Origin of the sequence: Aliarcobacter lanthieri (assembly GCF_013201625.1) — a bacterium.
GTDB lineage: Bacteria > Campylobacterota > Campylobacteria > Campylobacterales > Arcobacteraceae > Aliarcobacter > Aliarcobacter lanthieri.
Genome location: NZ_CP053839.1, coordinates 1,139,145 through 1,157,593 on the forward strand (window position 1 = coordinate 1,139,145; position 18,449 = coordinate 1,157,593).

Sequence of the window (18,449 nt, forward strand, 5' to 3'; positions counted from 1 at the left end):
CTTTTTTCAAATTCACACCTTGTTTGAAATAATATGTTTTTAGTAACATACTGATACAGTATTAATGATATATTGATATTATATCAAATATGTATCAATATCTTAATTAAAATGATACAATAATGTTTAGATAATATCAAGATATTATATTAATATAGTATTGATACTTTAATTAATATATATTAATCATTGACAAATAAATAAAAATATATTAATATTTCATCATTAAAACATTAATAAGGATGAAAAAATGGAAATAGCAATAGATATAGGTTATGGACACACAAAGATAAAAACAAATGAAACAGAGTTTAAATTTCCAACAGCAGTAGAATTAGCAAAAACTCAAATGGTTGAAACCGATACTTATAACTTTGAAGGAAAAAAGTTTTATGTTGGAGAAGATGCTACTAGAAATGCTTTATTAACAAGAGATTATGAATTTTTATATAAATATGCCCCTTTGTTAATCGTAGAATCTCTTAAAATGGCCAATATAGATTTTAGTGAAGATATAACAATTAAAACAGGGTTGAGTTTATATGATTTAGAAAAAGCTGCAATATTTGATAAAGATGCAGCAAATAGAAGAGATGAATTTTCTAAAAGGATTTCAAAGTTTTATGTTAATGATCAAGAATATAAATTTAATATTAAATTATTTGCTCAAGGGCAAGGTGTTTGGCAAGATTATTGTTTAGATAATGGAATAATTGAAGATGGTTATGATGTTGTTGTAGATATAGGTTATAGAACTAATGATGTAATTGTTTTCAAAAATGGAAAAACAAATAGAGCTGAATCAAGTGCAGATGATAAAGGTATTAACCAAATTACAACAGAACTTCAAACTATAATTAATAAGAGATTTGATGTTGTCTTAACAGAACAAGAAGTAGCTGCTATATTAAAAAATAAATATATAACAATATCTGGTGCAAAAAAAGATTTAACAAATTTAATTTTTGAAGTAGTTGAGGGGTATATCGAATCATTTTTCAACCTACTAAAAGCTAAACATGGAAATATACTTAAAATAGCACAAAGGGTAATTATAAGTGGTGGTGGGGCTTATATTATACAAGAGTATGCACAAACTTTACCAGGAAATGTTGTTTTCTCTCAAGCACCTTTAGAATATGCGAATGTTAGAGGATATTATAATGCCTAAAAGAATGACAATTACATTTGATGATGAGTGTGTTGATATTTTAGATAGATTAATATCTAAACCATCAAAAACTATATTTATTAACCTAGCAGTTAAGAATTTTTCAGAAAATGCAGAGGGTAAAAAATTTTTAGTTCCAGGTAATAGTATTCAAACAAATAAACCTAAAGCTAAACAAAATAGTAGAAAAGATAATCACTTTTTACCAAAAGACAAAAAAGTTAGAATAGAGGAGTGGTCGTAATATGAAAAAATTTCTTAAACTAGAAAAAAATAATTCGAGAGTTATTTATAATAAATATTGTTGTCCTGTAGGTAAAACAAGACCTACATTAGAGCAAGTTGAAGACTACTTTAAACAAGCTAAACAAACAGTAGCGGTAAATATATTGGGACTAAAAATGGAAGATAAATTATCTAAAATTATTTTATATAATTGTAATTGTAAAGTTTTTATAAAAGATATTAATGATGGACATAATATTTCTATTGGAGCAACCAAACATATGATTTCAACAGAATTATTTGGGACTAAAACAATTGTTTTAGACTCTTATGATGAAGATAAAATTAAAAAAGCTATTTATGAACAAATGTTTGTGGATGTAAAAAATCTCAATGATGATGATCTTAAAAAAGTAGCATTTTTTCTTGTTCAATATGGATATGAAAAAGATGAATTACCACTGTACCAAAATATAGATGCATTTCTTTTTAATCCATTTAATACTCAAATCGAAAGTAGAAAATTTACTTTTGATGAAGCTCACAAGATAATGAAAAACTCTCAATACAAAAAGAAAAAGAGAGATTTTAGAAAATTAGAGTTCAAACATAATAATCAAAAATTTAGATAGGAGAAAAATTAAATGGAGAATACATTATCAAATGACGAAATCCTAGATATGCTAAAAAATATAGTATCTATTTAACAGATAATCAAAAGAAAAACATGACAAAAGAAGATTTCAAAGAACTTTGTAAATTTGTTAGAGAAAAAAGAAATAATGAAGTTTATAGAATGGTTACAGTATTCGATAAAAAGTTATTCCTTAGTTTAGCTATTTTAATACCTATTATTTTATACTTATTAATTACTTCAGTTATGTCTTTTATTTATTTTGAGCCAACAATGGTAAATATTTCTAAATGGGATAACAAAGATAGAGCAACATATCTAACTATTACAATAATTCTTTGGATAATCACTTTTTGCTTTAGTTTTTTTAAGGTTGAAAAGAATGAAACTAATTGAATTTATTTTTGCTTTTTTGTTCTGTTGGGCTGTTGTGTCTCTTATATTTTCAGGGATAGAGAGGTTGGTTTGGGTTAATACAGATTATGCATTTTTTGAAAGTAAAATCTATCTAGTAACAGAAAACTCTGATTGGACAAAAGAAGTTAGATGTTCTGGTGGTTGGGAAATTATTGAAAGAGATAAAATTAAAAAATATAGATGTGGTACATGGTATCCAGAAGCTGTAAATTTTAGAAGTAGGATGTAAAAGATGAACATGATAGATATTAACGTTTGATATAGGAAGATATATTATAGCTTCAGGTTCAGTTTTGGTTTTAATGGTAAGGCTTTTTGTTGCAGGAATAGGTGTACAAAAAAATGAAAAATATATATCTTTAGATTTTTCAATTATATTTATTGCTGTGGGAATATTTGTAATGAGTGGTGTATTTTCTGATATTCTTTTAATGGTAATAATAGAAGATGCAAATAAATTTAAGAATTGGGAGATATATATTAAATGAATATTAATATTTTAAAAATAAAAGGATTTGTTAAAAAATCTGGAATTATTGACTTTGTAGGTTTTATGTTGATTTTCTTAATTTGTATAATTATGTTTTCAGCATATTCTGATATGGATAAATTAAAAGAAGATTGTGGGAATCCATTTTCAAGAGATTGTATAGAAAATATTATTTGGTATAGTTTTCAGGCAACACCTTTTGGATATGTAATAGACTCTAAAAATTATAAATAAAATATACATATATTAACAAATAAGGAGTAAATATGGGATTACCATTTTTAATGATAACTTGGATTTTTTGGTCTTTTGCAAGTTTTTTTATTGTAAGAATGAAACATAAATCCGATGTAGATACTCATGGTGATAGTATTTTTAGTGATTTTACTTTTATACAAATTTTATTACTTTGTATTGTTGTGGGAGTTGTATGTACTTTTCTTATAAATTTATTTTATATCTCTTTTTTTAAATAATACTTTAGGAAAACAAATGAAACAATGCACAAAGTGTGGATATCCTACTTTAAATGATAATGCTGAAAAATGTACTTGTGGAGCAACTAAAGAAAAATTTATTCGTAATCCAAATTTTGATAATTATGGAGAAGATGCAATGACTTCTATAGAAAATGATACTTTTCCTATGTTTTTTTGGTTTGCAATTTCTATTATTTCTTTATTTGCAGGTTTGTTTTATTATTATGGCGATTGCAACTGTTTTATAGTTGATACTAAAAAAGATAGAACAGCTGAATTTCATTTCTATATTCTTTCTTTTTTCTCTTTTGTTATAGGAGTCTTGTATCCTCTTAGGTTTAAAAAAGATAAAGAAAATAGGATATAAAAATGAAAAAAATACCAATTTCAGAGTATTATGAGAATGAAGCAAAAGAGTATGATGATTTTCTTATAGACAATGAAGCTCTTACTTGCATAAGAAGAGTTTTTACTATTGAATTTGAAGCTTGGAGTGGCAAGGCTATATGTGTAATAGGAGATGATATTGCACTTAAATTTTGGAGAATGAATGGATTTCAAACAGGAATGCTTGTCTATGAAGAATTCTTAGATATAGCTACTTTTTGTGCATTATTTAATTGCAATGTAAATGATTTAGATTATTCTAATATTCGTGGGTATCATGATAAATCTATTGAAGGAATATATAGAGCCTTTAATAATGATTTATCTCTTGATAAATATGAAAACTTAGCTAAAAATTTTGGTTATAAAACAATTGGAGAATAATATGAAAAATACAATATTAATACTATTTATAGTTTTATTATTTGTGGGGTGTGGTTCAGTTAATCCATTAGAAGGAACTGGAAATAATTTTGTTTTTTAAGAAATAAGAACACGATGTTCCTATTTCTTGTTAAAACAGGATAAGTTAATATTGATACCTTCAATTTTAAAAACTTTACTTTTTAAATCTTCATAGATTTTGGCTTTTGAATAATTATCTAACCAACTTTCTACCCAAGGTGGAATTGGTCTATTTTCGTCATTCCAATTATTGACAGTATTGTATGAGATATTAGATAGTTCTGCAAATTCTCTTTTGCTTAAGTTTATGTTTTTTAAAAATTCAGTAAATTCTAGTTTATTCATATTTTATACCTAAATGTTGTAATTTTATATAAAATTTTATCTGTATGTTGCTTAAAATCTTGACATTAGAGTCAATATGTTGTATAATAATCATTCAAAAACAACATAAAGGGGTAAAGTGAACATAGAAAAAATAAATAATAATATAACTGAACTAGAAAAAGTTGAAGGTATATTATGTATATGTATAAATAACTTATATGATGAAAAATCAGATAAATTAAATGTTGCTTATGTGTTAGAAATGACAAATGATAAGATAACATCAATTAAACAAGAATTTGATAGTATAACTCAATTAAAATAAACATTAGGAGATATAATGAATAAAATAACATTAGTTGGTACAATTTTAGCTGTAACTCTTTTTACTGGGTGTGCAGGGGGAAGTTTTAAACAATTTGTTGATAAGCAATTAGGTGTTCCTCAATCAAAACAAGAAATGGTTGCACAAAATAGTGATAAAGAAATGGCTGAAGCTTTTAGCATTTTACTAGATCCAGTAAATCAAGCTAAAAAAGATAGAACAGTTGATGTTAGAGGAGTTAAAGAAGGTAGTATTGAACTAAGTGCATATAATTTTATTAGATATTCGGATAATATAAATAGTGATAAATATAAAGAACTGTACTTAACTTTAATAGAAGAATCTCAACCAGCAAAAATATTTGTTGATGTAGCTACAAAAAGAGGGAATAAAGTTAAAGCATTTAAAGGAGCAATAAATTATATAGTTTTTGGAAATGATATAGATACATACAGATTAGGAACAAATGGAGTTTCATATCACTATGAAACATCACCAACATATATTGAATTTGATTTAAATAATAGAATAGTTTCAATTATGGCATATATGGCTGAAACTCAATTTCAATCAAACCTTCCAAAATCAGAACTTACAAAAGATTTAACATTTTTTATAGTAACTGGTTCAAAAGCAAAAGCTAAACAAGGACAATTAACAAATAAATATTTAGAAGATAACTTTTTATTTAATGTTAATTGATTTATTTGGTAGTTCTAATATGGAACTACTAAATAAAAGTTTCTCTTATTAATCTAAAACTAATTTTACCAATAATTTCAAATTTTTTAAATTCATCAGATGTTAATTTTGTAGTATTATCTTCATCATCTCTTAATGAATAAGTTCCATCTAAATCAATAGATATAACTACAGGAAAATATATATTATTTGATTTGATTAAACAATAAGTATTGTGTGAAATTTCTTTACTTTTTGTATCAATTATATATATTTTTTTATCATTAATATAAGCTCTGTACTCTTCTTTAGATAAGTTGCTAGTAGGAATAGAAATTGAATAATTTTCATTGTCTAATAATTTGATTGATGAAAAATCTTTGCTACATTCAATTTTATTTTCTGAAATATTAATTTTAGTGTTGCTATTGTTTTCTTCTGTATTTAAAAAAATTTCATCTAAACTAATATTCGTTTTTTTACAAAAATTAATAATCTTCTCATACGGAAGCAAACCCCTTTTTAGTGTTGCTGATAATGAAGAAGGAGATAACTCTAACTTACCTGCAAGTTGTCTATCACTCGTTATTTGAAGTTTTGTTTTTAACTTACTTATAACTCCACTTATATATTCATTATTGTTTTCCAATATATATCCTTACTGTATAAGTTCTATATATATTTAATATTAGAAAAAGAATATTCATATTAAATATTTAATAATACTTTTGAGTAATAATATAAATTTGTATATGTAACATTAATAAATATTTAAGTAATAATATATTAATATCAATACAATATATACACTTTGTAGATGTTCAGAATACAGTGTATATTAAATGTAAACATAAAAGCCTATATACATATTTATATATATCGCATTTAACACAAAAGTATAAGTATTATATAGGTTTTTCTATAAAAAAGCAACAAATAGAGGTATTTTGTGATTTTATCAGAAGAGCAAATAAATATTATAAATATAGCTAAAAAATTAAATGAAAATGAAATACTTAAAATTAATGCCTTTGCTGGAACAGGTAAAACTACTACATTAAATGAAATTTCAAAAAATATTTATGACAAAACTTTTTTGTATTTAGCGTTTAATAATGATATTGTAAAAGATGCAAAAAAGAAATTTAAGGGTAATGTTGTTCCTACAACTGTAAATTCTTTAGCTTATAAAAATGTAATTATTCCTAATGGCTATAACCTTGCAAAGCAATCATTTTCTGCATTTTATGTTGGTGAGATTCTTTCAATAGATTTTAGTGATGCATATGATGTATTAAGAATATATTCAATGTTTTGTAATTCAGATTATAAGACTATAGATGAAATAAAAAGTAAATATATTCCTAAACGATTAGATAGTTTTGAATATGCTCAAATTTTATATGACAAAATTAAGAATAAAGAACTTGAGTGTGATCACTCTTTTTATTTAAAAGAGTATGAATTAAGTAACCTAGCAAAAAAATTTAATTATGACTATATATTGTTAGATGAGGCACAAGATACAAATCCTGTAACTTTGAGTATTTTTAATCAATTATCAGGTAGAAAAATTCTTGTAGGAGATACACATCAAACAATTTATCAGTTTAGAGATAGTGTAAATGCAATGGAAACTATTTGTAGTGATTATACTTGCTATTTATCAACAACTTACAGATGTAATCAAAAGATTGTTGATTATGCGAATATAGTTCTAAAAAAATTTAAAAAAGAAAATGTTGAATTGGTTTCTGGAATTTTAAATCAGGACTTAACAACTATAAATGAAACAGCTTACATTACAAGAACAAATTCAGAAATTATAAAATTAATACAAAAACTTGATAACTTTGATTGTAAAAAGAATCTTGAGGACATTTTTGGATTAAGTTTAGATATTTATAAAACATTCATAAGTGATAAAAAAGATGATTTTAAAAGCAAGAAGTATGAATTTTTAAATAAATTTAATTATTTAAAAGATTTAAAAGAATATGCAAAAAAAGTAGATGATGTTGAATTAACAGGTGCAGTAAGAAATGCTGAAATGTTTAAAGGATATTTGTTTGTTCTATTTAACAAAGCAAAAACAAAACAAGACACAAATTCAAAAAATAAATTAATAACAGCTCATAAATCAAAAGGTTTAGAATATGATGAAGTAAAAATTTGTGAAGATTTCAAGAACCCTGAAAATTGTGATACATCGTCTGATTTTATTTGTGAATCCAACCTTTTATATGTAGCTATAACTAGAGCTAAAAAAAATATAGAATTTTTAGGCGAAGGGATACTAGATGCGATTTATTAATCCAGAAGAGTTTGATTTTGTTGAACATTGGCAATTTGATGATAAAAAATATATAGCAGCTTTTTTTTACAAACTCAAAAATAGTTATCCGAATATAGAGGATGAAGAGTATGTTTCTTATATAAAATACAGAATATTTATTGAATACAAGAAAAAAGATAAAAATTTAGTTGTTAATTCATCTCTTATTGGTAAATTAAGAATGGAATTATATAGAACTAATAAACGAAATTTAGAAAATAACTATAATATTGAAGCATATTCTATTTGCTTTATTGAAAAATTTATGATTGATGAACATTATGATGAAAATGATTTTACAGATTTTTTAATAGATATTGAAAGAATTTGTTGTTCAAAAACAAAAGATGCTTTATTAAAAAAAATCAATGGAGAAAATTTAACAAGAAATGATTTCAAAATATTAAAAAACAATAGAGATAAAATAGTTGAATACCTTAATATTTGAACAAATTATTAAAGAACTATCAATTAAGTATTGTATGCAAGATATTGATATTATAAATTTATTAATTAAAAGTGCTGAATCAGTTTTTAACACTTCTTTACAACTTTCAAATAAAGAAGGAATAGTTTTTTTACTAAAAGTATCAAACAATAAAAGAATAAATTTAACACAAAATACACTAAAAAAAATATCTATAATTTTTGAAAATAATTTAAAAGATACAAATAAAATAATACAAATAAATAGTGCTAAAAAATTATTAAAAAATAGGGATATTGTTAGTTTTGAGATATTAAAAAAGATGGATAACTATTTCATTTGTGGATTTAATAATTTAATATCAAAACTTCCATTTAAAAATATTCCTGAACCAGATATGGAAACTTTTATCATAGGAACAAGACACTATGGAATTATACACTCATATTCTTATTCTAAGGATGAAATTGTTTTGAATTGTAAGCACAATCTTGTGGAAATAAAAAAAGCAAGTTCTATACTATTAGATTTGGAGATAACTAGAATTAATAGATTTTATGGAAAAAGAATAAAAATTTATGCAAACGAAATTCCAGATAAAGTAATTATAAAAAATCTTAAGATTATATATCCAAAAGAGAAGATTATCTTTTTTAAGGACAAAAATGGAAACTAAAAAAACTATAGTTTTTGAAAAAAGTAGAAATTTAGAACCTGAAATATTTAAACAAAATAATCTCATTGAATGCTCTTTTAAAGAGCTCGATACTTGGAGTGAAATACATCATGATTTATTCAATGAGTTGATAGCTATTTATCAGCATTATGAACATAAGGAAGGGTTATTTGAGGAACTAAATAGAAGAATTTATGTTAGAAGGAGCACCTTAGAAAAAAATGCAAATATAAGAAGAAAAAATAATAAAGAAATATTTGAACTTCTTAAAAAAATGAGAGATACATCATTCACAATTAAAGGTATTTATCAGTCAAATGGTTACAAAACAACAGCAGTTATAAGTTTTTTTAATTCCGTTTACTTACATGAAAAACCAGGAAAAGAATCATATTTTGAGATTGAATACACTGAATTATTTGCAATGTTATGTGATAAATCATATTCTTTAAAATATGGTAATTATTCAAAGCTAAATTTACTCAATACAACTAGTTTGAGAAGTAAATATGCAAAAGCTCTGTACGAGCTAATTGAATTATATAAATACAAAGGACAAGTTACACTTAGGGAAGAAAACCTAAAAACACTTCTTAAATATGATGTTAAAAATTATAGATTTTCATACCTTCTTAGAGAAATTGATAAAGTATATGAAACTGTAAATAGTCACACTAAGTTCTCATATATACCTCATAAGAATACAAAATCTATAACTTTCATAATAGAAAAGTAAGCAAAATTCATTTAAGCTTATTTTTTAGAAAAATAATTTTTATACCAAAATTTAATCAATTTAAGAAGAAATAAAGTAATAGAAGCCGATTTCAAGGCTCTTATAATGGTGTACCAAAAAATCACAAATAATTTTGCCATAAAATGGGACTTCCAGAAAATCTATTCACATGTGGGTGTACCGAAAAATCACCAAATTTTAACTCTTTTCTTTATAAAACTCCTTTTTAATGGTATCTGTATATACTTATTCACTACCTATTTAAAAAAAGTAGTTTTTTGATGAGTTTATTAAACTTTAAGTTTAGGGGTGTACCCAAAAATCACAATAAAAATAAATAATGCCGTATTTATAGGATTTTCTATTTTTAGGGGTGTAACCAAAAATCACCAAATTTCATTTTGACCTGTACAAATAAATCACAAAACCTGTACCCAAAAATCACTAATGTGAATAAACCTGTACCGAAAAATCACAAATAATTGGAAAAATTATCACACTATAAGCACTATATAGTCGAAACATTAAGCTATATATAAGCTACTTATTCACACCCCTAACTTATATTAACTAAGACAATTTTTTACTATATAAGGAAAAAGTGAGAAAAAAATACTTTAAGTTTTCAAATCAAAAATATACAAAATCCAAAATTTACAAAAAAACTATTCATAAAAAGTGCCTTTTATTGTTTTAATTATCTTGAATAAAGAAATTAAAATTAAAAAGGATGAAAATGAAAAAAACTCTTATTGGATTGGCACTATTAACATCAACTCTTTTACATGCAAATGAAAATGTTAAAAAAGATTTAAATTCAAATTCAGGAGTAAATTACGAATTGCAGCTTATAAGTTCTGTAATTCCAAATACAGCTATTTCAAAATATGAATTGAGTGAGATACAAGGCTTTTACAAAGTTTATTTGGATAATGGAAATATTTTTTATGTTAATCCATTTAGTAAATTATTAGTATTTGGAGAAATATGGACTAATGGTGGTTTTTCTATAACTCAAAATGATAGAAGCAAATGGCAAAGCGAACTATCTCAAACAATTTTAAAAAGTTTAAATGAGGATTATAAAGTAGAAGATTTAACAAAAGTAGCAAAAAAAGTTAATTATGGAACAGGAAGTAGTAAATATGAATTTATATTATTTACAGATCCAAACTGCTCTTATTGCAAAATAACAGAGGAATATTTTGAAGATAACAAAAATGTAGATTTACATATCGTTTTTACACCATTTCTTCAAAATTCTGAAGAGATTAGCTTAAAAGCTTTATCTTCAAAAAACTTAAAACAGACAATTAAAGATATTAAAAACAATAAGATACCAAATGTTTCAGTAACTGAAAAAGCTAAAGAAGAGTTAAAAGTTATGCAAGAGTTAGTTATGAAATTAAAAATAACTGGTACTCCTAAGATAATTGTTGTTGATAAAACAGAAAATAAAATTATAGAAAGCATTGATGGTGCAAATATTGAACTAATTGATAAATACCAAAAGGAAAATAAATAATGCATTTTGATACGAATAATAAAAAATGTGATATTTGCGATGCGAGAATGTTTAATAAAATGTCTTTTAGTCCAACATTAAATATTTGTTCAAAAGATTGTTTAGAAGAGCTATTTAGAGTATGTAAAAAAATTAAAATCAAAAAAAAACATTTAAGAGAGTTGCTATTTAAACCAAAATATAAAACCAGACAACTAAAAAAGAGAATAGCTAAGAAAAATCAAATTAGTAAAAAAATATTGTCTTTTGAGATTGAGACTAGAAAATTTGATATCCAACAATATCCAAATAAAAATAAAGGGGAAGAAAATGTTCTTTGAGATGCTTTTGCCAGTTGATTATGAAATTATAAGCAATAAACATATTATTGAAAGAGATAGAGTAGTTGAAGAAAAAACTTTAGAATTAAAATATTCTGATGTAAATTTTAATAAATCTATTGTCAACAATAAAACTCTAAAAGAAAATAGTTTTTCAAAAGCTGAAAGTATGAGTAAATTTCAACAATTAAATTTTAAATATGCTAATCCTTTTTTTGTAAATTTAACAAAAGAACAAAAAGCTAACTTGTCAAAAATAATAGATCAAAAAGATTTAAAACATTTGGTTTTACAAACTTATTCAAATGATAATGAAATGGCAATAAAAAGACTTGAAAAAATTTATGATGCTCTACCTCCAAAATTAAGAGTAAACACTATATACAAACAAGATTTATGTTATGAGGGAAATCTATGCAACACTACAAACATAAAGCTTATTTATTAACCTTAGTTGCTCTTATTTGTTCTTTTAATTTAGAAGCAAATGATGGGTCATACTTTGGTGATTCAAAAAGAGGGTGGTTTTGGGGAGAAGTAAAAGTCATTGAAAAAGATGAAAAAAAAGAGGAATTAGAAGAACAACCAAAAAATAAAAACAACTTAGTATTTGATGGTAAAGAGTATAAAACTATTCCAAATGAAACTAAAGTTCCTTGGAAAATACTAGATAAGCTTCATCCAGATGAAATTGTTAATCTTGAAACTGAAACAAAAAATATATCTGTTATGTATCCTACTAATGAAAATATACTTGAGTACAAGAAACTTCAAAAATACATAGCAGAAAAAGCTATGGGATTTACTGATGTTAGTTATTTTGTTTCAAGACAAGATTCTGAAATATCAAATTGGGTTAGCGATTCTTCTATGAATAGTAGATTAACAATTAGTTCTAAAAGGACTAATTTGTGGGAATCTCAAAAGAAAATAATATCTGAACACAAAAAAGATATGATTATTTTAGTTGCTACTTTGCCTACTTGTCCTTACTGTAAAGAACAAATGCCTTTGTTAAAAAATTTTGAAGAGGAGTTCGGAGTAGAATTTAAAGAAGTTGATATCTCAAAAAATAAAGAGTTTGCAATTAACTATAAAGTTGAAAGAACACCTGATCTGTTTTTATTATACAGAGATAAAAGCAATGAACCTCTACTTACTAGATTTGGAAATGGATTACACACAATTCAAGATTTAAAATCAGGTGTTCTTGCTGGACTTTATACATTTAAAAAAATTTCAAAAGATTATTTAGAATATTAGGATTAAAATATGAAGAAAATTATTATAACTATTGCATTATTAGTAAGTTTTTCTAATGCAAGTTTAAAAGATTTTGCAGATGGAGTTGTAAATGTCAAAGAGAGTGGAGGCACTATAAATACAAGAGATAGAACAATACTTTATGGTGGTGGTTATACTATGAAAGTTCCAAATGTAACTCTAACACCGTTTCAAGTTAAAGCACCTAGTTTAAAAGCAGGTTGTGGTGGTATAGATATGGTTTTTGGTTCTTTAGGATTTTTAGATAAAGAGCAATTTGTAAAATTTGCAGAGGGAATAATGGCAGCAGCTCCAGGAGTTGCTTTTGATTTAGCTTTAAAAACTTTATGTCCATCTTGTTCAGAAACTTTAAAAGCTTTACAATCTATGGCAAATCAGATTAATAATATGAGTTTAGATAGTTGTCAAGCAGCAACTGCATTAGGTAATTCAGCTTTAGAAGCTATTGTTGGAAATAATACAAAAGAAGAACTTTCAAATAATTCTGTAAATAATTTTTTTAAAGGTGTAAATGAACAATATTTAAAACCAGCAACTGATTCTTTATCAAAAGGAAATAGTTGGTTATCATCTTTAGGAGCTGACATTAATAAGCCTAAAGTAATTCAATTTATAACACAAACAAGTGGAAATTATCAAGATTCTTTACTTAGATATTTGATAAAAGATATATCGTATATAAATGGGCTTGATAATGATATCTTAAGAACAATAACTGGGGATATAGTTATTGCATCAATAGCAAGTGGAGATAATCCTACAATATTAAATTTTTTACCTAGTTTAAATGCAGAATCATATAATGAATCATATGCATTAGTTAGTAGTGCTAATTTAAAATCAAATACTGAAAAAATTATTAATAGACTTATGGGGTATGGTGATGATATTCCTTATACATATAACAGTTCAGGCAAGATGGTTTCAAATTCTTTTTCTAAAGGACATTTAAAAGAAGCATATACAAAAAAAGTAAATGATATTGCCACAAAAATTGTAAATAGAATAGCTTTATCAGAAAGTGAACTTCAATTTCTGGGATATTTTAATTTTCCTGTTTACAAGATTTTTAATACTTTAGGTAATAATGAATACACTCAACAAATTTTGCTTGAAAGTAGTGAGAAGTTGGCACAAATGCTTTCTGCACAAATTATTTATGAATTACTTATAAAAGTTAATCATGTGATTCAACTTCAATCAGGAGGGGTTCTTACTTATGGAGATAGAATAAGTAAACTTGCATTTACACCTAAAGAACATTTAAAAGAAATGCTAGATCTTTTATCACAACATTCAAGAATAGGTGCAGGGGTAGCTTATAGAATTTATGTAAAAGCTTACAGAGATTTTATAAGTAACTTAAATCAAAATGAATCTATACAAAAAGCTAGAGAATTAAAAAATCTTGTGATGATTAGAACAAACCCTAGTTTTTTAGATAATTTAATGTTTTTAGAAACAATAAATAAATAGGTATTACCCAATGAAAATATTATTAAGTTTAATTTTCATAATAATAGGTTTAAATGCAAATGATAAAAATAATGCAAAAAATAGTGGTTCAATAGCTGGACAAAGTGCAATTACTAAATATGGTTCAAAAAGTAAAGTTAATTCCAATATGTCTATTCCTTTACAAAGTACAGGGCAAATGACTTCTATTGATGGAAGTAAAACCTTTAACGCAAAAATAGAAAGTTGTGCTGAAAACAACGATGGAATACGACTTGTTTTTGGACCACAATCAAATGGATTGTTAAATGTTCAGATAAATCAAGATTTAAATGCTACAGGGAATTATAATTATTCTATAAATTTATCTGGCATAGAAAATATTTGTAGTGGAGGATATGGTGCAAATAATGGAAAATATTATAGATATAAATTTGACCCATCAACAAAAAAAATATCAACTTATGAAATAGCAAAAAGTGATATAGGTGGTTGTTTTTGCATAACTACTGCTTGTAAATATGGTTCTTATAGTCAAAATATTGCAGATAAAATTGCTGGAGATTTAATAGGAACTATAGGCTCTTCAGGAATTGCAAATTATCAGGTTGGGATTAATAGATATGAAGAATTAAGCAAAACATATTTTTTATATGTTAAAAATAATAGTAGTTGTAAAGATTCTAATTTAGGAAATAACTACACAAATACAAATCCGACATCGTACTATTCTTCACAAAATATTCCTCCTTTAGATATAAGTGATGTTTCATTAAAAGATGGAAATAAAAGTGACAGTTTATATTACATTACAAATAACCAAAATAGTACTGTAATTAATTCTTTGAATGGTGGTGCTAATCACAACATAACAATTAATAATATGCAAATTTGTACAATAATTAAAATACCTTATACTGATACAGATGGAAGTATTAAAGTTGATGTAAAAGATGGTTGTATAGCAAATTATAGCTGTATATTAGACCGTGAAGAGATATGCGATAATTCTGGTAGAAACTGTATAGATAAAATATTAAATAGAAAATTAACTACATTTAATATACCTATTCAATGTCAAAATTTTAATGAAAATTATCAAGTTTGTGCAAATGGAAATAATATTAACACTGTTACGAAAAATGGATCAACTTCTAATATTTATCTATCAGCTAACAATAGTTATTTTTATACAAAAAGACATTATGATTGTGGAACACAAACTATTAATCATGATGCAAGTAAAACAAACAATACGCTTGATTCGGTTAATAAAAATGGTTCAAAAATAAATTATCAAGATTTTGAAGGAAAATCTCAGAATATAGAATTAGGTGAATTTGAAAATTGTCAAATACGATATTGCCGAGTTAAAATAAATACAAAACATACACAAGTTTATACAGATGGAACATCTAATGCTTCAACAAAAGATGGTGTAAGTACAGTTGAATATGAATTTAAAAAATGTAATCAACTAGCAAATCAATCGTATATATGCCCTTTGGAAAGCGGAGAAACATTACTTGATGATTGTAGTTGTAATATTGGGATGGGTGCAGCTAGTATGGCTATTGGTTATGCCAGTGCTATTGAAGATGCTGTAAAAGATTTTACTTGTTCTTCTAATTAACTAGTTTATTTTTTAACTAGTTAATTTTATATATGTTTACTAAATAACAAATACTCACAAATAATCAACTAAAGATACATAAAAAATCAATCAAAAATATACAAAATCCAAAATTTACAAAAAAACTATTCATAAAAAGTGCCTTTTATTGTTTTAATTATCTTGAATAAAGAAATTAAAATTAAAAAGGATGAAAATGAAAAAAAATAAAAAACTCTTAGTAAGTTCTTTATTTTTGATTGCTTCTAGTTTGTATTCAAATGAAATAGATGCAAATCTAAAAAAGATCGAACACTCTTTATCATTTAAATTTGTTGATGTTTCAAAAACAGATGTAAATAGGATAGTTTGTGAAAATGGTGAGATAGGAAAAATTGTTTATTCAAAAGACAAAGAACTAACAATACAAAAAGATGGTGAAAATGCTTTTGTAAAGCTATCTCCTGTAACAACTAGATCAAATGGAATCATAGTTGATACCATAGTAAATGATTTCATAAGAGATGTTTATGTTGAATGTAGCAAGAAAATATACTCATTAAATTTAACTCCTAAAGATATATCGGCACAAACTATACTTCTTTTTGACAATAACACAAAAAAAGACAATCAGGAAGCTAAGAGATTTGAAAAATCAAATTCTTTTGAAAAAACACTCATTGATATTATTAAATCAATCTATAAAGAAAAAGAACCTGATGGATATATATCAAAACTTTTGCCTCCAAAAACTATTAAATTTAGTGAATTAGAACTTACTCCTACAAAAACTTATTCAGGGAATGATTATTTTGTTTATGAATATAGAATAAAAGCTCTTAAAGACTTAGACCTTGATGAAAAAATGTTTATAAATTTTGTTGCTAGTAATCCATTAGCTTTAGCTTTAACTCAATTAAATATTGAGAAAAATAAAGAGGCAAGATTATTTGTTATTTCAAATGCTAGTCCTGATCCGATAAGTATAGAAGAAAAAACAAATAATTACTTTAAATCTTTGGAAGAACTAAAAATTGATGAAGAAAATATAAAAAAAGAGACTAGCCATGTAATTTCTCCAAATGAAAGTATCGAAACAAATATTAAAGATACTTCAAATGAAATATTAGACGAGGAGTGGATGAAATGAAAGAAAAATTTGAATCCTCTAAAAAAAAGCAATGGATTATAAGTGCAACTGCCTTAGCAGCTGGATTTATAGTTATTGTTTTAGGTAGTTCTTTGCTAAGTGGAGATGCACAAAAAGAAAGAGAAAAGAAAATATTAGAAATGCCTCAAGTAAAGTATCTTGACGCTGATAAACTTGAGAAAGACTCGTTTAAAGAGACTTATGGAAAGCAATTAACTTCTGTTCAACAAAAACAAGATCAACTAGATAAACAACTTAAAGATCTAAATAGATTATTGGAAGAAAATAAAAGAAATGAGATTGACAAAATACATGATGAAAAACAAAAAGTAGATAATTTTTCATCAAATAATATTTTAAATAATTTAGTTACACAAATTCCGCCATTAGAAGATATGCAAAGAGATATAAATTCACAAGAAAACTCTACAGAATCATCAAAAATAGAAGTTAAAGTAGAAGATGGATTTTTAATGATTGATGGAAAAGAAAGTAATGAAGATGATTTGAATTTATCACAAAATCAAAATAAAAACTCACAAAATATAACTAAAAAGAAAAAGATAACTATTCCTGCAGGAAGTTTTGCGAAAGTTATTTTATTAAATGGACTTGATGCCCCAGCTGGTGCTAATGCAAAAAGCGAACCTCACCCAGTTATTTTAAGAATAACAAATAATGCAAATTTACCAAATAACTTTAAATCTGACATAAAAGAGTGTAGGGCTGTTGCTGGTGGTTATGGAGAATTATCAAGTGAAAGAGCAATTATTAGAGTAGAAGGACTTGTATGTATTGCAAATGATGGAACTACCTATGAAAGTAAACCTGATACTTTTGGATTTGTAACTGGTGAAGATGGAAAAATAGGTCTTGCAGGAAGAGTTGTTACAAAACAAGGAGCAATTCTTGCAAGAACAATGGCGGCTGGATTCGTAGAAGGTTTAGGAGAAGTTTTTAAAGAGTCATCATCTACTGTTAATACTTCAGGAATAGGTGTAACTTCTACAATAGATCCAAATAAGGCAACTCAAGTTGGTCTTTACTCTGGAGTAGGTAAAGGATCTGAAAAGCTTAGTGAATATTATCTGAAACTAAATGATCAAATGTTTTCAATTATTGAAATTAATGTGGGTAGAGAAGGTGATGTTTTATTTAATAAAACTGTTGTTTTAGAAGAAATTAAAGAAGGAGAAACAGCAAATGAAGGCTAAAGCATTATTCATAATCTTAATATCAAATATATTCTTTTTTACGGGTTGTAGCAATAAAATTTTTATGCCTTATGAAGAAGAACCTTTATGTAATTCAGGAAAAGGAACAGGCTATTGCGGAAGTGTATCTGATGTTTATGAGATAAAAATTAAAGAACAAAAATGGAGATAAAA

27 protein-coding genes are annotated in these 18,449 nt (G+C 25.2%); 25 read left to right on the forward strand and 2 right to left on the reverse strand.

Going from position 1 to position 18,449, the window contains the following annotated elements:
• The first annotated feature begins 250 nt into the window (after positions 1-250).
• The 10 genes from ALANTH_RS05720 to ALANTH_RS05765 all read left to right on the forward strand — a co-directional run bounded on the left by ALANTH_RS05720 (position 251) and on the right by ALANTH_RS05765 (position 4,187).
• Positions 251-1,171 (forward strand): ParM/StbA family protein, encoded by a 921-nt coding sequence (locus ALANTH_RS05720; protein ID WP_026807714.1) that lies wholly within the window; start codon positions 251-253, stop codon positions 1,169-1,171.
• Entirely contained in the window at positions 1,164-1,415 is a 252-nt protein-coding gene (locus tag ALANTH_RS05725; protein ID WP_026807715.1) for a hypothetical protein, read from the forward strand. Before ALANTH_RS05720 ends, ALANTH_RS05725 begins: the two co-directional genes overlap by 8 nt.
• A 1-nt stretch (position 1,416) precedes the next feature.
• Entirely contained in the window at positions 1,417-2,028 is a 612-nt protein-coding gene (locus ALANTH_RS05730) for a hypothetical protein (RefSeq protein ID WP_026807716.1), read from the forward strand.
• A gap of 95 nt (positions 2,029-2,123) precedes the next feature.
• Complete coding sequence (locus ALANTH_RS05735) at positions 2,124-2,426, forward strand: hypothetical protein (protein WP_026807717.1); 303 nt, start codon at positions 2,124-2,126, stop codon at positions 2,424-2,426.
• 64 nt (positions 2,427-2,490) lie between these two features.
• Positions 2,491-2,676 (forward strand): hypothetical protein, encoded by a 186-nt coding sequence (locus ALANTH_RS05740; RefSeq protein WP_172658503.1) that lies wholly within the window; start codon positions 2,491-2,493, stop codon positions 2,674-2,676.
• Between the two features lie 64 nt (positions 2,677-2,740).
• A complete protein-coding gene (locus ALANTH_RS05745; protein ID WP_026807719.1) occupies positions 2,741-2,935 on the forward strand; it encodes a hypothetical protein in 195 nt (64 codons plus the stop codon).
• On the forward strand, positions 2,932-3,171 hold the full coding sequence (locus ALANTH_RS05750) for a hypothetical protein (protein WP_026807720.1): 240 nt from the start codon (positions 2,932-2,934) through the stop codon (positions 3,169-3,171). The genes ALANTH_RS05745 and ALANTH_RS05750 overlap by 4 nt, the downstream gene beginning before the upstream one ends.
• Positions 3,172-3,203: 32 nt before the next feature.
• Positions 3,204-3,413: a hypothetical protein gene (locus ALANTH_RS05755; protein WP_026807721.1), complete on the forward strand. Its 210-nt coding sequence runs from the start codon at positions 3,204-3,206 to the stop codon at positions 3,411-3,413.
• 16 nt (positions 3,414-3,429) lie between these two features.
• Positions 3,430-3,783: a hypothetical protein gene (locus ALANTH_RS05760; protein ID WP_026807722.1), complete on the forward strand. Its 354-nt coding sequence runs from the start codon at positions 3,430-3,432 to the stop codon at positions 3,781-3,783.
• Between the two features lie 2 nt (positions 3,784-3,785).
• The gene (locus ALANTH_RS05765) at positions 3,786-4,187 is read left to right on the forward strand and encodes a hypothetical protein (protein ID WP_026807723.1); all 402 of its coding nucleotides are present in this window, start codon (positions 3,786-3,788) and stop codon (positions 4,185-4,187) included.
• A 120-nt stretch (positions 4,188-4,307) separates the two neighbouring features.
• On the opposite strand, the gene ALANTH_RS05770 is transcribed toward ALANTH_RS05765, so the two are convergent.
• Positions 4,308-4,553, reverse strand: a complete 246-nt coding sequence (locus ALANTH_RS05770; RefSeq protein WP_026807724.1) for a helix-turn-helix domain-containing protein — start codon at positions 4,551-4,553, stop codon at positions 4,308-4,310.
• Positions 4,554-4,671: 118 nt separating this feature from the next.
• Here ALANTH_RS05770 and ALANTH_RS05775 point away from each other — a divergent pair, with 118 nt between their 5' ends.
• On the forward strand, positions 4,672-4,860 hold the full coding sequence (locus ALANTH_RS05775) for a hypothetical protein (RefSeq protein WP_026807725.1): 189 nt from the start codon (positions 4,672-4,674) through the stop codon (positions 4,858-4,860).
• A 15-nt stretch (positions 4,861-4,875) separates the two neighbouring features.
• Positions 4,876-5,562 (forward strand): hypothetical protein, encoded by a 687-nt coding sequence (locus tag ALANTH_RS05780; protein WP_026807726.1) that lies wholly within the window; start codon positions 4,876-4,878, stop codon positions 5,560-5,562.
• Between the two features lie 28 nt (positions 5,563-5,590).
• On the opposite strand, the gene ALANTH_RS05785 is transcribed toward ALANTH_RS05780, so the two are convergent.
• A complete protein-coding gene (locus tag ALANTH_RS05785) occupies positions 5,591-6,190 on the reverse strand; it encodes a helix-turn-helix domain-containing protein (RefSeq protein ID WP_026807727.1) in 600 nt (199 codons plus the stop codon).
• Between the two features lie 300 nt (positions 6,191-6,490).
• Here ALANTH_RS05785 and ALANTH_RS05790 point away from each other — a divergent pair, with 300 nt between their 5' ends.
• The 13 genes from ALANTH_RS05790 (at position 6,491) to ALANTH_RS05850 (ending at position 18,447) form a co-directional block, all read left to right on the forward strand.
• Positions 6,491-7,855 carry a 3'-5' exonuclease gene (locus ALANTH_RS05790; RefSeq protein ID WP_026807728.1) on the forward strand — a complete coding sequence of 455 codons (1,365 nt, stop codon included), beginning with the start codon at positions 6,491-6,493 and terminating at the stop codon, positions 7,853-7,855.
• A complete protein-coding gene (locus tag ALANTH_RS05795) occupies positions 7,842-8,324 on the forward strand; it encodes a hypothetical protein (protein WP_026807729.1) in 483 nt (160 codons plus the stop codon). Before ALANTH_RS05790 ends, ALANTH_RS05795 begins: the two co-directional genes overlap by 14 nt.
• Positions 8,305-8,979: a hypothetical protein gene (locus ALANTH_RS05800; protein WP_026807730.1), complete on the forward strand. Its 675-nt coding sequence runs from the start codon at positions 8,305-8,307 to the stop codon at positions 8,977-8,979. The genes ALANTH_RS05795 and ALANTH_RS05800 overlap by 20 nt, the downstream gene beginning before the upstream one ends.
• Complete coding sequence (locus ALANTH_RS05805; protein ID WP_026807731.1) at positions 8,969-9,715, forward strand: replication initiation protein; 747 nt, start codon at positions 8,969-8,971, stop codon at positions 9,713-9,715. The genes ALANTH_RS05800 and ALANTH_RS05805 overlap by 11 nt, the downstream gene beginning before the upstream one ends.
• Positions 9,716-10,451: 736 nt before the next feature.
• Positions 10,452-11,240, forward strand: coding sequence for a thioredoxin fold domain-containing protein (locus ALANTH_RS05810; protein ID WP_051583616.1), 789 nt, complete (start codon positions 10,452-10,454; stop codon positions 11,238-11,240).
• A complete protein-coding gene (locus ALANTH_RS05815; RefSeq protein ID WP_026807733.1) occupies positions 11,240-11,560 on the forward strand; it encodes a hypothetical protein in 321 nt (106 codons plus the stop codon). Before ALANTH_RS05810 ends, ALANTH_RS05815 begins: the two co-directional genes overlap by 1 nt.
• Positions 11,550-12,008, forward strand: coding sequence for a hypothetical protein (locus ALANTH_RS05820; RefSeq protein WP_026807734.1), 459 nt, complete (start codon positions 11,550-11,552; stop codon positions 12,006-12,008). Before ALANTH_RS05815 ends, ALANTH_RS05820 begins: the two co-directional genes overlap by 11 nt.
• Positions 11,975-12,823 carry a conjugal transfer protein TraF gene (gene traF, locus ALANTH_RS05825; protein WP_026807735.1) on the forward strand — a complete coding sequence of 283 codons (849 nt, stop codon included), beginning with the start codon at positions 11,975-11,977 and terminating at the stop codon, positions 12,821-12,823. The genes ALANTH_RS05820 and traF overlap by 34 nt, the downstream gene beginning before the upstream one ends.
• A 9-nt stretch (positions 12,824-12,832) precedes the next feature.
• Entirely contained in the window at positions 12,833-14,320 is a 1,488-nt protein-coding gene (locus ALANTH_RS05830) for a conjugal transfer protein TraH (protein WP_026807736.1), read from the forward strand.
• A gap of 10 nt (positions 14,321-14,330) precedes the next feature.
• Positions 14,331-15,932 carry a hypothetical protein gene (locus ALANTH_RS05835; RefSeq protein WP_026807737.1) on the forward strand — a complete coding sequence of 534 codons (1,602 nt, stop codon included), beginning with the start codon at positions 14,331-14,333 and terminating at the stop codon, positions 15,930-15,932.
• 196 nt (positions 15,933-16,128) lie between these two features.
• Positions 16,129-17,061, forward strand: coding sequence for a TraK domain-containing protein (locus ALANTH_RS05840; RefSeq protein WP_026807738.1), 933 nt, complete (start codon positions 16,129-16,131; stop codon positions 17,059-17,061).
• Complete coding sequence (locus tag ALANTH_RS05845) at positions 17,058-18,275, forward strand: TraB/VirB10 family protein (RefSeq protein ID WP_051583617.1); 1,218 nt, start codon at positions 17,058-17,060, stop codon at positions 18,273-18,275. The genes ALANTH_RS05840 and ALANTH_RS05845 overlap by 4 nt, the downstream gene beginning before the upstream one ends.
• Positions 18,265-18,447, forward strand: a complete 183-nt coding sequence (locus tag ALANTH_RS05850; RefSeq protein WP_026807739.1) for a hypothetical protein — start codon at positions 18,265-18,267, stop codon at positions 18,445-18,447. The genes ALANTH_RS05845 and ALANTH_RS05850 overlap by 11 nt, the downstream gene beginning before the upstream one ends.
• Positions 18,448-18,449: the final 2 nt, after the last annotated feature.

Coding starts and splice junctions, on each gene's coding strand:
- ALANTH_RS05850 (WP_026807739.1), top strand. CDS start 18,265: ATGAAGGCTAAAGCATTATTCATAATCTTAATATCAAATATATTCTTT.
- ALANTH_RS05765 (WP_026807723.1), top strand. CDS start 3,786: ATGAAAAAAATACCAATTTCAGAGTATTATGAGAATGAAGCAAAAGAG.
- ALANTH_RS05820 (WP_026807734.1), top strand. CDS start 11,550: ATGTTCTTTGAGATGCTTTTGCCAGTTGATTATGAAATTATAAGCAAT.
- ALANTH_RS05795 (WP_026807729.1), top strand. CDS start 7,842: ATGCGATTTATTAATCCAGAAGAGTTTGATTTTGTTGAACATTGGCAA.
- ALANTH_RS05845 (WP_051583617.1), top strand. CDS start 17,058: ATGAAAGAAAAATTTGAATCCTCTAAAAAAAAGCAATGGATTATAAGT.
- ALANTH_RS05725 (WP_026807715.1), top strand. CDS start 1,164: ATGCCTAAAAGAATGACAATTACATTTGATGATGAGTGTGTTGATATT.
- ALANTH_RS05760 (WP_026807722.1), top strand. CDS start 3,430: ATGAAACAATGCACAAAGTGTGGATATCCTACTTTAAATGATAATGCT.
- ALANTH_RS05780 (WP_026807726.1), top strand. CDS start 4,876: ATGAATAAAATAACATTAGTTGGTACAATTTTAGCTGTAACTCTTTTT.
- ALANTH_RS05835 (WP_026807737.1), top strand. CDS start 14,331: ATGAAAATATTATTAAGTTTAATTTTCATAATAATAGGTTTAAATGCA.
- ALANTH_RS05840 (WP_026807738.1), top strand. CDS start 16,129: ATGAAAAAAAATAAAAAACTCTTAGTAAGTTCTTTATTTTTGATTGCT.
- ALANTH_RS05730 (WP_026807716.1), top strand. CDS start 1,417: ATGAAAAAATTTCTTAAACTAGAAAAAAATAATTCGAGAGTTATTTAT.
- ALANTH_RS05720 (WP_026807714.1), top strand. CDS start 251: ATGGAAATAGCAATAGATATAGGTTATGGACACACAAAGATAAAAACA.
- ALANTH_RS05750 (WP_026807720.1), top strand. CDS start 2,932: ATGAATATTAATATTTTAAAAATAAAAGGATTTGTTAAAAAATCTGGA.
- ALANTH_RS05810 (WP_051583616.1), top strand. CDS start 10,452: ATGAAAAAAACTCTTATTGGATTGGCACTATTAACATCAACTCTTTTA.
- ALANTH_RS05770 (WP_026807724.1), bottom strand. CDS start 4,553: ATGAATAAACTAGAATTTACTGAATTTTTAAAAAACATAAACTTAAGC.
- ALANTH_RS05815 (WP_026807733.1), top strand. CDS start 11,240: ATGCATTTTGATACGAATAATAAAAAATGTGATATTTGCGATGCGAGA.
- ALANTH_RS05830 (WP_026807736.1), top strand. CDS start 12,833: ATGAAGAAAATTATTATAACTATTGCATTATTAGTAAGTTTTTCTAAT.
- traF (WP_026807735.1), top strand. CDS start 11,975: ATGCAACACTACAAACATAAAGCTTATTTATTAACCTTAGTTGCTCTT.
- ALANTH_RS05755 (WP_026807721.1), top strand. CDS start 3,204: ATGGGATTACCATTTTTAATGATAACTTGGATTTTTTGGTCTTTTGCA.
- ALANTH_RS05735 (WP_026807717.1), top strand. CDS start 2,124: ATGACAAAAGAAGATTTCAAAGAACTTTGTAAATTTGTTAGAGAAAAA.
- ALANTH_RS05805 (WP_026807731.1), top strand. CDS start 8,969: ATGGAAACTAAAAAAACTATAGTTTTTGAAAAAAGTAGAAATTTAGAA.